This is a genomic window from Paenibacillus piscarius (assembly GCF_022234545.1).
Classification (GTDB): domain Bacteria; phylum Bacillota; class Bacilli; order Paenibacillales; family Paenibacillaceae; genus Paenibacillus_AQ; species Paenibacillus_AQ piscarius.
Map to the genome: position 1 here is coordinate 1 of NZ_JAIEUI010000013.1, position 12,514 is coordinate 12,514.

Consider the following 12,514-nt stretch of genomic DNA (forward strand, 5'->3'; position numbering starts at 1 on the left):
AATACTAATCGGTCGAGGGCTTATCCAACATCTAATTCGCAGATTCGTTTCGGATTCAGTTTTCAGGCGATTGAGCCTGTACGCAACGAAATTCATTCACACAGTCGTGATGAACCGAATTTCTAGCGGCAGCGTCTGTTTCACAGACGCATGTTTGGTGGCGATAGCGGAGGGGTTCCACGCGTACCCATCCCGAACACGACCGTTAAGCCCTCCAGCGCCGATGGTACTTGGACCGAAGGGTCCTGGGAGAGTAGGACGCCGCCAAGCACATGAGACCACTGTTGATCACTCGACAGTGGTCTTTTTGCATGAATGGGCAATACGGATCGTGTGCTGGGGGATGGCGGGCGGCGGGCCAAATAAGCAGGGGGGCAGGTTCGACGGAAATAGTTGGATTTTCGCCACTTGCTGGTGAGGAACCCGCTGATGTTGGGACAGTAGTTGGAAAAACAGCACCTAATTCTTTCGATTTCAGCCAAAGTAGTGATATAGCGCGGGAGTAGATGCAGTTTTTCCAATTATTTCAGCCGTTCCCTCCAAAACACGCAAAATAAGATACGTTATTCCAACTGCTATGAAGTAAGGTTGTAATAATTATTGAGGTTTCTCTTGTAATGTCCTCATATATTTGATATAATATATTTTGTTGTCGCGAGATTAATTGTTTATATGGCCCGTTGGTCAAGGGGTTAAGACACCTCCCTTTCACGGAGGTAACATGGGTTCGAATCCCATACGGGTCACCATTTATGGGATGAGAACTCCCAGGGTTCGTTGGAATTATAGTTGTGTATTTCATCGATATGTGTTATGATCATTAAGTTGCTTCTTCCATGGAGGCTTAGCTCAGCTGGGAGAGCATCTGCCTTACAAGCAGAGGGTCGGGGGTTCGAACCCCTCAGCCTCCACCATGCAGACTTTGCAAGGCAATAAGAGAATATTTATTACTGACGCGGGGTGGAGCAGCCCGGTAGCTCGTCGGGCTCATAACCCGAAGGCCGCAGGTTCAAATCCTGCCCCCGCAATTAACCTTTTACTTTGGAACCGTGGTGTAGTTGGCCTAACATGCCTGCCTGTCACGCAGGAGATCGCGGGTTCGAATCCCGTCGGTTCCGCCATTCTTAGTTGCTTCGGGGATGAGAATCCCAAATAAGTTGTATTACATACCGTATGCGGACGTGGCTCAGCGGTAGAGCATCGCCTTGCCAAGGCGAGGGTCGCGGGTTCGATTCCCGTCGTCCGCTCCATAATTTGCGCCCTTAGCTCAGCTGGATAGAGCGTTTGACTACGAATCAAAAGGTCAGGAGTTCGAATCTCTTAGGGCGCGCTAATTAAACAGACTTGAAGTTACTCTTAGAGTAATTTCAAGTCTGTTTTTTGTTGCATAGGAAATCTGATCGAAAAACCGACTACATTGGGACTGGATGCGTCACGTGGAGCAAATGTAATCGAAAAACCGACTACAATGGGATCGGGGTGCGACACGTGGACCGAATGTAATCGAAAAACCGACTACATTGGGACAGGATGCGTCACATGGAGCAAATGTAATCGAAAAATCGACTACAATGGGATCAGGGTGCGCCACGTGGAGCAAATGTAATCGAAAAACCGACTACAATGGGATCGGGGTGCGACACGTGGACCGAATGTAATCGAAAAACCGACTACATTGGGACTGGATGCGTCACGTGGCTTCATGCAAGCGAACAGAACGCGATGAGCACCAGTCCCCTTCATTCAAAGGGGTGATGTTACTCTTCATCAGCCACTATGCACCATACAACACCGATACCTGATAGTGATTCAGAAACTCCATCCATTCCTCCGAAGGCTTGCGGTCGGTCACAATGTAATCGACCTTATCAAAGCTGAACAGCTTGATGAAGGCGATACGGTCAAATTTGGAGGAGTCGACGAGCAGGACCACTTTGCTGGCCTGTTTCTGCATCAGGATCTTAAGCTCGCTCTCCTCCTCATTGGAATCACTGAGTCCTCCGGTCATGGAAATGCCTTTACAGCTGAACAGAGCCACATCCACATTATACTTCTGAATCGTCTGAGAAGCCGTAGGGCCCACGAAGGAGCTGGTCTCAGGCCCCAGTGTGCCGCCGGTGGAAATCAGCTTATGGCCGGAATGCTGGAATTCGGAGAGTACGGCCAGGGAGTTGGTGATAATCGTCAGATTGTGCTTGGACTCTGTAATTCGGCGCAATGCCTCAAAAGCCGTTGTACTCGTATCCGTCATCAGGCTGTCCCCGTCATTCATCAGTTCCAGCACATTGCCGGCGATCACGCCTTTGGCCTCCAGGTTGACCTGGTGTCTGACCACATACGAGGGGTCTTCATTGGTGTGCGCATTGAGTATGGCACCGCCGTAGTTTTTTTTGGCCAGCCCCTCTTTATCAAGCTTATCCAGATCCCGCCGGATGGTCTCCTCCGATACCTGGAACTTCTGCGCCAGATCGGCCACATGTACTTTTTTATGCCTGTAGAGCTCATTAATAATCAGATCCCGCCGTTCGAATGCCTTCATGACTTAATCCCCTATCCTTATTTATCACGTTAATCCCACATCTCCTCTTGATAATATCACATTAATCCACAAAAACATATTATTTTATGTGGAATGTTGTTGACTTTAGACAATATCAAATCTATTATTAACATGAATTAAGCTTATTCGGCACTTTTGCATGATTATATTTTGAGGAGGAACAGCAGTGGCAGCAAATTATCCGAAGATTGGCATCCGTCCCACCATTGATGGAAGAAGACGCGGTGTCCGCGAATCACTGGAAGCCCAGACGATGGGGATGGCGCAGCGTGTAGCTCAATTTCTCGAAGAAAAGCTTTGTTATCCGGATGGTTCTCCGGTACAGTGTATCATCGCTGATTCTACAATCGGTGGTGTCAAGGAAGCGGCAGCCGCCGCGCAAAAGTTCAAAGGCGAAAATGTGGGTGTATCGATTACGGTGACTCCGTGCTGGTGTTACGGTTCTGAGACGATGGATATGGATGCCACGATTCCTCATGCGGTGTGGGGCTTCAACGGGACGGAGCGTCCGGGTGCGGTATATCTGGCAGCAGTTTTGTCTGCTTACGCGCAAAAGGGCATTCCGGCCTTCGGAATTTACGGAGAAGATGTTCAGGATTCAGGCAGTGAAGAGATTCCGGCGGATGTGCAGTCCAAGCTGCTGCAGTTTGCAAAGTCTGCGATGGCGGTGGCTCTGATGAAAGGCAAATCTTATCTGTCGATGGGCTCTGTCTCGATGGGGATTGCCGGCTCAATTGTGAACGAACAGTTCTTCCAGGATTATCTTGGCATGCGCAATGAGTATATTGATATGTCTGAGTACGTGCGCCGGTTCGAGGAAGAAATCTATGATCAAGAGGAATTTGCGAAAGCGCTCTCCTGGGTGAAGGAGAATTGCAGAATCGGAGCAGATAATAACCCGCAGCATCTGCAGATCAGCGACACCGAGAAGGAACAGCAATGGGAGACTTGTGTCAAAATGACGCTCATTGCGCGCGATCTCATGGTTGGCAATCCGAAGCTGGCGGAGCTGGGCTTCGAGGAGGAAGCGAACGGGCACAATGCGCTTGTCGGCGGCTTCCAGGGCCAGCGGCAGTGGACGGATCATTTTCCGAACGGGGATTTCATGGAGACCATTCTCAACTCATCCTTCGATTGGAACGGAAGACGCGCCCCGTATATCGTAGCAACGGAAAATGACAGCCTGAACGGAGTCACGATGCTGTTCAATTACCTGCTTACGAATACAGCGCAGATCTTCGCGGATGTACGGACGTACTGGAGCCCTGCTGCGGTGGAGCGTGTAACCGGCTATAAGCTGGAAGGGCAAGCAGCGAACGGGCTGCTGCATCTGATTAACTCAGGCTCTGCGGCGCTGGACGGCACAGGGGAGCAGCAAATTGACGGTAAGCCGGCGATCAAGCCGTTCTGGGAGATTACGGACGAGGAGGCCAAGGAGTGTGTGGCGCAAACACAGTTCCGCCCTGCTTCACAGGAATATTTCCGCGGGGGCGGCTTCTCGACTGATTACTTAACCAAAGGCGGAATGCCGGTAACGATGGCCCGGCTTAATCTGGTAAAGGGACTTGGCCCGGTGCTGCAGCTGGTGGAAGGATTTACGGTAGACCTGCCTGAAGCTGTGCACAAGACGCTGGATGAGCGGACCGATCCGACCTGGCCAACCACCTGGTTTGCGCCCAAGCTGACGAATGAGGGATCTTTCCAAAGTGTATATGATGTCATGAATAACTGGGGAGCCAACCACGGGGCCATCAGCTACGGGCATATTGGTGCCGATCTGATTACACTGGCCTCGATTCTGCGGATTCCGGTCAGTATGCATAATGTGGAGGAAGCACGTATTTTCAGACCGCGGGTGTGGTCGTTATTCGGCACAGCTGATCTGGAGAGTGCGGACTATAGAGCCTGCCAGAACTTCGGGCCGCTCTATTAAAACTCAAAGTTAGCAGGTGCGACAATCTATGGGGAGAGTCATAAAGCTATTGGCGATGGATCTGGGAGCCAGCTCCGGCAGAGTGATGCTGGGCAGCTACGACGGTGAGCGCATCGCAGTGGAGGAAATTCACCGCTTCCCGAACCAGCCGGTACAGCTGCAGGGACATTTGTATTGGGATGTGCTGCGGCTGTTTCATGAAATGAAGCAGGGGATACGCAAAGCGGTTAAGAGGCACGGCTCTATTGTGTCACTTAGCGTGGATACCTGGGGCGTGGATTACGGGTTCATTGACCGTGGCGGCCAGCTGCTGTATTCACCGCATCATTACCGGGACCAGAGAACGGAGGCCAGGGAAGCAGCCCTGGAAGCGCTGCTTCCCAAGGAAGAGCAGTTTCGGCTTACCGGCAATCAACCGGCCAGGATTAATACGGTGTACCAGCTGTATGCCGATCTTCAGGCCAGTCCATGGATCAGGGAGACGGCGGACAAAATGCTGATGATGCCTGACCTGTTCCACTATCTGTTCTCCGGGGCGGCGGCGGCAGAGCAGACGATCTGGAGTACAGGCGGTCTGCTCACCGAGGATTCGGCACAGCCTTCGGTGGAGGTGCTGAACCGGCTGGACCTTCCGGCTGAACTGATTCCGCAGCTTGTCCCGGCAGGAACTGTGGCGGGTACACTGCTGCCTGCTCTGCAAGAGGAGCTGGGTACCGGCCCGCTTAAGGTCATTGCAGGAGCTTCGCATGATACAGCTTCAGCGGTTGCTTCCATTCCCTATCTATCCGGGCAGGGGCAGGATGCCGCTTTTATCAGCTGCGGAACGTGGTCGCTGGTCGGGATGGAAAGTGAACGGCCGGTAATAACGGATCAGGCCCGTGAGTTCGGATTCACCAATGAAGCCTGCTTCGGCGGCACTAACCGTGTACTGAAGAATATCACCGGGCTGTGGCTTCTACAGGAAAGTCAAAGGGGCTGGGCGGAAGCAGGAGAGCCGGTCTCCCATCAGGAGGCGGTGGAGCTTGCCCGGAGTATCATGAGGACCGGGTATACAGCACCAACGATTGATCCGAACGATGAGTTGTTCAGTACACCCGGTGACATGCCGGGATGTATCGCAGTGTATTGTGGCCGCACCGGGCAACCGGCGCCGCAGAGCAAGGCAGAGTTGATTCTGACCATCCTCAGCAGCCTGGCCGCCTCTTACGCCAAGACGATCAGAGAGCTGGAGCAGCTGACCGGAAGAACCATCCGCACGGTTCATATGGTTGGCGGAGGCATTCAGAATGAGCTTCTGTGCCAGCTTACAGCAGATGCCTCAGGCAAGGAGGTTGCCGCAGGGCCTGTAGAGGCCAGTGCCATCGGCAATATTGCTGTCCAATTGGCGGCATTGGGTGAAGTAGAGGCTTCGGGGATCAGAGAGCTTGTTGCGCGTTCTTATGCTTTTACCCGTCATTATCCAGGCTCATAAAATATATTTAGGATAGGAGATTTCCATGAATAACTATGAACAGGAGCTGCGTGAGCAGATCTGCGACATCGGCCGGAATCTGTTTAACAAGGACTTCATTGCCGCTAATGACGGTAATATCTCGGCACGGCTGTCGGAGACAGAAATTCTGGCCTCACCGACTGGAGTCAGCAAAGGGTATCTGAAGCCGCATATGCTCGTAAGAGTGAACCTGCAAGGCGAAATCATTGAAGCTGCCGAAGGGTACCGGCCTTCGACCGAAGTTAAGATGCACCTTAGAATTTATAATGAGCTGCCGGAAATGAACGGTGTAGTGCATGCTCATCCGCCGTATGCGACCGCTTTTGCCATCAAGGGTGAGCCGCTGGACAAAATGATGATGCCCGAATCGGTCATCGCCATGGGAGATATTCCGCTCGCCGCGTACGGCACACCATCTACAGAAGAGGTTCCCGATTCGCTGATTCCTTTTCTGGGCAAAAAAACAGCCGTCCTGCTGGAAAGCCACGGTGCGCTGACCTGGGGCAAGGATGTCATGAGCGCCTATATGAACATGGAACGGCTGGAGTATACGGCGAAGCTGACTTTTATTACCCGGATGATTAACGGCGAGCGGGAGCTGCCCCAGAACCGGATTGATGAGCTTGTTGCGCTGAGATCGTTCTATGGAATGTAGTCCTGCGCCGGGAGGAATAACATGCTGAAGAAGATACCTAAGCTGCTGTCGCCCGAGCTGGTCTGCGTACTGATGGAGATGGGCCACGGGGATGAGCTGGTGCTGGCGGATGGCAATTTCCCAGGTCATGCCCTGCATACAAGAGTGATCCGGTACGATGGAGTAGGCATTCCTGCGCTGCTTGACGCGATTCTGGAGCTGTTCCCGCTCGATCATTATGCACCCCATCAGGCGGCATTCATGGCGGTAGTGGATGGCGATCCTACAGTGCCGGAGATCTGGTCAACGTATGAGGCTATTCTGGCGAAGCATGACGGGAAGGCTGCGGTTCAATTGGAGGAGCGCTTTGCTTTTTATAACCGTTCCAGGGAGAGTTATGCCATTGTCGTTACCGGGGAAGAAGCTCTGTACGGCAATGTGATCATCAAGAAGGGTGTCGTCAAACCGGGAGACCGCTGAAGGATTGGCGGGCGGGTACGGTTAGGGGAACCGGGTGTGGATAGCGTTGACAAGGAGAGGCTGCAGCAGAGATGCTGGCCTCCTTTTTTTGTGCGGATGATCATCTCTGGACTTATGAACAGGCTGAAGAGTATGCTTGTTGCAGAGAAGTAGGCACAGCCGTAAAGGAGATCTAGCGATGAACCAACAACAGTCTATGAAACCGATCAAGTTCCCCGCCGGATTCTGGACGGGATTAGAGCAATTGGGCATAGCCCCTCAGGATGTCGCCCGGCAGGCCGGTCTGCCGCTGACCATAATTACACAGGTAAAAGTTAGCGCTGCAGAATACTTCGCACTTTGGCAGGCCTACTCGGATCTCATAGGGGATATTGCCCGTGGAATCATTGGGCTTGTGACCGCCTTTGAAACGTCACAGTATCCGCCGGATGCCCTGGCCACTTACCATGCCCGCGATTACCGTGATGCCCTTAACCGGATGGCCAGATACAAACAAATGTGTCCCCCTGAGAGATTGCTTATTACGGAAAAAGGGGAAGAATGCACTATCGAGCTGCAGTGGCAGGAGACGGAGGAGCCGGGTCCTGCTGTACTTACCGGCATTACACTGGCCTATCTGCTGGAGCTGGGGCGGAGAGGGACGGGCCAGACTTTGACTGCATTAGGAGCGGAGTTTACACAGCCAATGGGGGATGAGGAGGCGCTGGAGCGGTATTTCGGCTGCCCGGTCCGGACCGGTGCTGCGAAGAACAGGCTCATTCTGCGGCGCAGAGACCTGGATCTGCCTTTTGTAACGTATAACGCAGAGCTGCTGGAATTGTTGACCCCTGTGTTAGAGCGGACACTTGATGAACAGGCTGGCCGCCGCTCTTTTACCGGGACCGTGAAATGGATCATTAAACAAAGCCTGATGGGCGGGCGTTATGATATTCAGACTGTAGCCAGAGAGCTGAAACTGAGTGAGCGGACGTTGCAGCGGCGGCTGACGGATGAGGGTACAAGCTTCAAACAGCTGCTGGCCCAGGCCAGGCATGAGCAGGCAAAGGCTTATCTGGCTGACCCTCTGCTGGACATTCACGAAGTGGCTTGCCTGGTCGGATATGAGGATCAGAATTCATTCTACCGGGCCTTCCGGAGCTGGGAGGGGGATACGCCTGCACATTGGCGTGCGGAGCACGCAGGCTTTTAGACGACGAATGAATCCCTATAATGTGGCGTGTTCTGCAAGAAGATTGGCACGGTAAGCTAGTTACCCGGGAGACCTGGAGAGGTATTATAGTTCCAGCAGGAACGCAAGCACACTCTTGTGGTTCTATAATACATCAATAGGAGACATGCATAATGGATATGGGATTGCAGGGCAAAACCGCGCTGGTGACAGGCTCAACCAAAGGGATAGGCAAGGCTATTGCGGCCGAGCTGGCCAAAGAAGGCGTGAATGTACTGATTAACGGAAGAGATCATGAAGAGGTGGAGCAGACTGTTAAGGAAATCCGCAGCCAGTTCCCCGCTGTATTCCTGCAGAATGCCGCTGCCGATCTAACGGATGTGAAGCAGAGAGAGGCCTTATTCGGGCAATATCCTGTGGTGGATATTCTGATTAATAACATGGGGATCTATGAAATTATGAGCTATGAGGACGCAAGCGATGACATCTGGGAGAGGTACTTCCGCACCAATGTGCTGGCCGCCAACGGATTATGCAGATTCTATCTGCCCAAAATGCTGGAAAATAACGATGGCCGGATTGTTTTTATTGCCAGTGAGGAGGCGGTCATGCCTTCCGGTCAAATGCCGCAGTATGCGGTAACCAAGTCGGCGCTGCTCTCCCTTTCGAGAAGTCTGTCGGGCTTAACCGCAGGGACTGAAGTAACCGTCAATACAATCATGCCGGGGCCGACTTTGTCTGAAAACGTGCAGCAGATCATCGAGGGAATCTACGCCGCAGATCATCTGACATTTGCCGAAAAGGAACTGAAATTTATGGCTGCGAATCTGCCTAGGTCCGAGCTCCAGCGGTTTATCAGACCGGCCGAAATCGGCCGGCTGGCGGCATTTATCTGCAGCCCGTATGCCTCAGCCTTCAGAGGCTCTCCTATCCGCATGGACGGGGGAATGGTGCCGACGATGTATTGATCTGGCTGTCGGTTAGGCGGGTGATTGCACTTCGTGCAACAGATTGATTAATAACGGGCGCCTAATAGCTTTCTAATGTATTTAGTACATTAGAATTATGATTATTCGGCCTAAATTAGCGAATTCTTAAAATTCTGTTGTACAAAGTACAACAGATCGATTATATTAGCCGAAGTTTTAGAGATCTGCTGTACAAAGTACAACAGATTGCCTTATTACATAAAGAGCCGCCCCGGACTAGTAAACACTCCGGGGCGGCTGCTTTGTTACACCAGCTCGATCACCGCCATCTGGTGGTTCTCCAGATAAGGTACAGTGTAAGTAACCTCGCCCTCCGCTCCCGCCGTAAAGGGCAGCTCCGTCATAGCCGGAGCGAGATAGACCCGCCGGATGGCTCCATCGGAGGGCAGCCGCAGGCTGACGGAGATGTCATGCAGCGGCACGATGTCCTCGATGACTTCTATGCGGCCCTTCAGCGCGGGGGTGGCATAGAGCAGATGGTTCACATAACGCCGCTCTTCCTGCTGGTATTGCAGAGTTGTGATTCCCCGCGCCGGCAGATTGGTACGCAATACAGGCTGCGGCAGCAGCCGGGACAACGCATGGAGTACCATCTCCTTCAGGATGAGATGGCCGCCGTCCGCATACTCACTGAACACATTCCAGGCAATATAGATCCCGTTCTCGCTCAGGGTCATACCCGGGCCATTGTCCTCCCTGGTTCCCGGCGTGTGCTGATGCGAACAGAATGTGAAGACATCACGGTTGAAATACGGGTTCTCCAGGCGGCCGAGGGACTGTCCGCCGTCCAGTTCCACCAGCTGGCCCTCGCCGTACATCACAAAGGAAGCGGGCAGCAGAGCGCCGGGTGTGAACTGCGGAAGGAAATAAGCCGGCTTATACGGATTCGCTCCCTGCCAGCGGAGGCCGAGATTCAGGGCAAAGGCGTCTCCTGCCGGCGTAAGGCCCGAACGTCCTGTAGCCAGGACCTTCCCGCCTCCTGCCGTAAAGGCGGTAATAGCCTCAGCCAGCGCCGGCCATACCGGAACCTCATCGGGCAGAATAAGCACCTTGTACGCGTTGAAATCGGTCATGGTATCAACCATATCGTACAGGTAGTGTCCTTCTGTCAGGATACGTACGGCACCGGGGTCGGCCAGATTGCGCTCTCCCTTCAGCGATTGGCCGCCGGGGCACGCCTCCCGCGCCGCCTCCAATGACAGGACGGCAATATCCGCTACAGACTGCACGCCATCACACCACGGCTCCTTCACCTCCACCTCGGAATAGGCAGCGCCGATCAGCGCATAGGTTGCTTCATCCATCAGGCCGGAAGGATGAAGCTGGTCGCCGATTGAGCATTTGGCCCCGTGGGCCAGGCTGAGGGCAGCTTCATAGCGCAGCGCATTCGGGTGCTTGTAGCCGCCGAATTCACCCCAGGAGGTATGGAATTTGCCGGTCATGCCGAGAAAGTCCACACCCAGCGTCTGGGCATACCGGGCAGACAACGGAAAGTGATCGTAGCCCCAGCCGCCGGTCGGCAGCGATTCCAGCTCAAGATGGGTGTTCACCAGCACCAGATCCCGCCGCCCCCGCTGCTGATGGCCGTTATTGTGATAGACCGGAAGGCCGGGCTTTACGCTGTCTATTGTTTCCCTGACGCGGCGCGCATAGTTCAGATAAGTCTCTTCCCCCAGGCTGATGACGGCGGCTTCATCACGCGGGTCCTGGCCGGCTGCCCGCAGCTTGGCCACACAGTACTGGCAGCGGCATTTCCGCACACCGACGATATCGAGGAAGATGCCGTCCGCATCATACCGGGAGACCACTTCGTGAATTTGCGCCAGGAGAATATCCAGATAGGGCGTGCCCATGCAGAACTCATGGTAACCCGGGGTCATGAAATCCTTCACCCAGCGGGTGCGGTCCTCCGCATCCCGGATCAGCCACTCGGGATGGCGGCGGGCTAGCTTCTCATCCAGGCCGGCAGACAGATATACCGGTGTCTTGATACCGATCTCATGGGCAGCTTCAATCATGGCCTCCAGCAGGTCGAAGGAAAGCTGCGGATGGATCTCGTTGGCTTCACCGGGATGATAAGCCCAGCCATGATGGCATTTGGAGAACACGGTGATTGAATCTACATGACCGGTGCGCAGCATGGACTGAAACTGGGATTTGGAGAATTCTGTACCTATGCCGGGAATGGCCTCAGAAGTATGAAAGTCGAGATGAACCTGACGAAAACGCATGGATTATACAGCCCCTTATGTCGTAGAATAAAAAGCTTATTCCTTGACAATGTAACCCTTTCCAGCCGGGCGGGCCAGTGATAATATAGACTTGAAATAGCACAAAACCGACTTGAACAGGGAGGGGATGAAATGCTGTGTCTGGAATTCACCATCCCGCCGCTGCCGCAGTTCGTCACTGCGGGCTTTGCCGTCTGGTCTCCGGGAGACCGGCATTTCGCCCGTACATTTGGTGTATACGATCTGCTGGTCGTGAAGCGGGGAACGCTCTATATGGCCGAACAAGACAGGGAGTATGCTATCGGTCCGGGAAAGATGCTGGTGCTGGAAGCGGGACTGCCGCATGAGGGGTACCGCAGCTGTGAGGAGGATACGGAGATTTATTGGGTGCATTTCATTCATGAAGGCAAGCCGGCGTATATCCGGCAGGAGGACATTCCCTGGTCTTCGCTGCTGTCCAGAGGGACGGTAGAGGATGAAGAGCCTTCGGCCCAGCAGCGGCTGTACCTGCCGAAATTCGCCTCTGTTGATCTGGAGGTGCTGGAGCCGATTCTGCATGAAATGAACGAAATCCACAGCCGGCTGAACGCCGGGAATGCACTCCGGCTTCATGTTCAGCTGGCGGCCTTCATGGCCGCGCTGCAGGAGGAATGCGCCAGGACAGCGCTGCCCGAGCCGGGAGTCCGGCTGGCCAGGGCGGCGGCAGCCTATCTTGATGAGCACTGGAGAGAGCCGTTTCAGCTGGCGGAGCTTCAGGAGGTGCTGCATTTCCAGGCGGATTATATTACGAGGTGCATGAAGCAGCATATCGGCACCACGCCTCTGCAGTATGTGCTGCACCTGCGTCTGGAGGAAGCCAGGAAGCTGCTGGGCGGTACGGTGCTGGGCATTCCTGATATTGCCGAACGGACCGGAATCCGTGATCCCAATTATATGACGCGTCTGTTCAAGGCAAGATTCGGCATGACCCCGGGAGCGTACCGGAGGCGGCTGCGCCATAGGGAATAGGCAGCTGCCCAGCCGTTAC

General features: G+C 53.9%; 9 protein-coding genes, 6 tRNA genes and 1 rRNA gene. 14 read left to right on the forward strand and 2 right to left on the reverse strand.

Features of this window, described 5'->3' with window-relative positions:
- The first annotated feature begins 153 nt into the window (after window positions 1–153).
- The 7 genes from rrf (at window position 154) to K1558_RS19645 (ending at window position 1,330) form a co-directional block, all read left to right on the forward strand.
- Window positions 154–270 (forward strand): 5S ribosomal RNA (rrf, locus tag K1558_RS19615).
- Between the two features lie 404 nt (window positions 271–674).
- Window positions 675–749: transfer RNA gene (locus K1558_RS19620), tRNA-Glu, on the forward strand.
- A gap of 89 nt (window positions 750–838) precedes the next feature.
- A tRNA-Val gene (locus K1558_RS19625) sits at window positions 839–914 on the forward strand.
- A gap of 40 nt (window positions 915–954) precedes the next feature.
- Window positions 955–1,028, forward strand: a tRNA-Met gene (locus tag K1558_RS19630).
- 15 nt (window positions 1,029–1,043) lie between these two features.
- Window positions 1,044–1,121, forward strand: a tRNA-Asp gene (locus tag K1558_RS19635).
- Between the two features lie 54 nt (window positions 1,122–1,175).
- Window positions 1,176–1,250, forward strand: a tRNA-Gly gene (locus K1558_RS19640).
- Window positions 1,251–1,256: 6 nt separating this feature from the next.
- Window positions 1,257–1,330 (forward strand) — tRNA-Arg (locus K1558_RS19645).
- 444 nt (window positions 1,331–1,774) lie between these two features.
- Here K1558_RS19645 and K1558_RS19650 read toward each other — a convergent pair.
- Window positions 1,775–2,539 (reverse strand): DeoR/GlpR family DNA-binding transcription regulator, encoded by a 765-nt coding sequence (locus tag K1558_RS19650; protein ID WP_238653356.1) that lies wholly within the window; start codon window positions 2,537–2,539, stop codon window positions 1,775–1,777.
- 187 nt (window positions 2,540–2,726) lie between these two features.
- Here K1558_RS19650 and K1558_RS19655 point away from each other — a divergent pair, with 187 nt between their 5' ends.
- The 6 genes from K1558_RS19655 to K1558_RS19680 all read left to right on the forward strand — a co-directional run bounded on the left by K1558_RS19655 (window position 2,727) and on the right by K1558_RS19680 (window position 9,235).
- The gene (locus K1558_RS19655; protein WP_238653357.1) at window positions 2,727–4,493 is read left to right on the forward strand and encodes an L-fucose isomerase; all 1,767 of its coding nucleotides are present in this window, start codon (window positions 2,727–2,729) and stop codon (window positions 4,491–4,493) included.
- Window positions 4,494–4,521: 28 nt separating this feature from the next.
- Window positions 4,522–5,964, forward strand: a complete 1,443-nt coding sequence (locus K1558_RS19660; protein WP_238653358.1) for a rhamnulokinase — start codon at window positions 4,522–4,524, stop codon at window positions 5,962–5,964.
- 25 nt (window positions 5,965–5,989) lie between these two features.
- Window positions 5,990–6,640 carry a class II aldolase/adducin family protein gene (locus K1558_RS19665; protein ID WP_238653359.1) on the forward strand — a complete coding sequence of 217 codons (651 nt, stop codon included), beginning with the start codon at window positions 5,990–5,992 and terminating at the stop codon, window positions 6,638–6,640.
- A gap of 21 nt (window positions 6,641–6,661) precedes the next feature.
- Window positions 6,662–7,099, forward strand: coding sequence for an L-fucose mutarotase (gene fucU / locus K1558_RS19670; RefSeq protein ID WP_238653360.1), 438 nt, complete (start codon window positions 6,662–6,664; stop codon window positions 7,097–7,099).
- A gap of 178 nt (window positions 7,100–7,277) precedes the next feature.
- Window positions 7,278–8,288 carry an AraC family transcriptional regulator gene (locus tag K1558_RS19675; protein ID WP_420800452.1) on the forward strand — a complete coding sequence of 337 codons (1,011 nt, stop codon included), beginning with the start codon at window positions 7,278–7,280 and terminating at the stop codon, window positions 8,286–8,288.
- Window positions 8,289–8,440: 152 nt separating this feature from the next.
- Complete coding sequence (locus tag K1558_RS19680) at window positions 8,441–9,235, forward strand: SDR family NAD(P)-dependent oxidoreductase (RefSeq protein ID WP_238653361.1); 795 nt, start codon at window positions 8,441–8,443, stop codon at window positions 9,233–9,235.
- Window positions 9,236–9,501: 266 nt separating this feature from the next.
- Here the strand turns inward: K1558_RS19680 and K1558_RS19685 are convergent, their stop codons facing one another.
- Entirely contained in the window at window positions 9,502–11,487 is a 1,986-nt protein-coding gene (locus K1558_RS19685; protein ID WP_238653362.1) for an alpha-amylase family protein, read from the reverse strand.
- Between the two features lie 132 nt (window positions 11,488–11,619).
- Between K1558_RS19685 and K1558_RS19690 the strand changes: the two genes are divergently transcribed.
- Window positions 11,620–12,495, forward strand: a complete 876-nt coding sequence (locus K1558_RS19690; protein ID WP_238653363.1) for an AraC family transcriptional regulator — start codon at window positions 11,620–11,622, stop codon at window positions 12,493–12,495.
- The last annotated feature ends 19 nt before the right edge of the window (window positions 12,496–12,514 follow it).

What these genes read in the sequence shown, in the direction of transcription:
- K1558_RS19650 (WP_238653356.1), bottom strand. Translation starts at nt 2,539, where the DNA reads ATGAAGGCATTCGAACGGCGGGATCTGATTATTAATGAGCTCTACAGG.
- K1558_RS19660 (WP_238653358.1), top strand. Translation starts at nt 4,522, where the DNA reads ATGGGGAGAGTCATAAAGCTATTGGCGATGGATCTGGGAGCCAGCTCC.
- K1558_RS19665 (WP_238653359.1), top strand. Translation starts at nt 5,990, where the DNA reads ATGAATAACTATGAACAGGAGCTGCGTGAGCAGATCTGCGACATCGGC.
- fucU (WP_238653360.1), top strand. Translation starts at nt 6,662, where the DNA reads ATGCTGAAGAAGATACCTAAGCTGCTGTCGCCCGAGCTGGTCTGCGTA.
- K1558_RS19675 (WP_420800452.1), top strand. Translation starts at nt 7,278, where the DNA reads ATGAACCAACAACAGTCTATGAAACCGATCAAGTTCCCCGCCGGATTC.
- K1558_RS19680 (WP_238653361.1), top strand. Translation starts at nt 8,441, where the DNA reads ATGGATATGGGATTGCAGGGCAAAACCGCGCTGGTGACAGGCTCAACC.
- K1558_RS19685 (WP_238653362.1), bottom strand. Translation starts at nt 11,487, where the DNA reads ATGCGTTTTCGTCAGGTTCATCTCGACTTTCATACTTCTGAGGCCATT.
- K1558_RS19690 (WP_238653363.1), top strand. Translation starts at nt 11,620, where the DNA reads ATGCTGTGTCTGGAATTCACCATCCCGCCGCTGCCGCAGTTCGTCACT.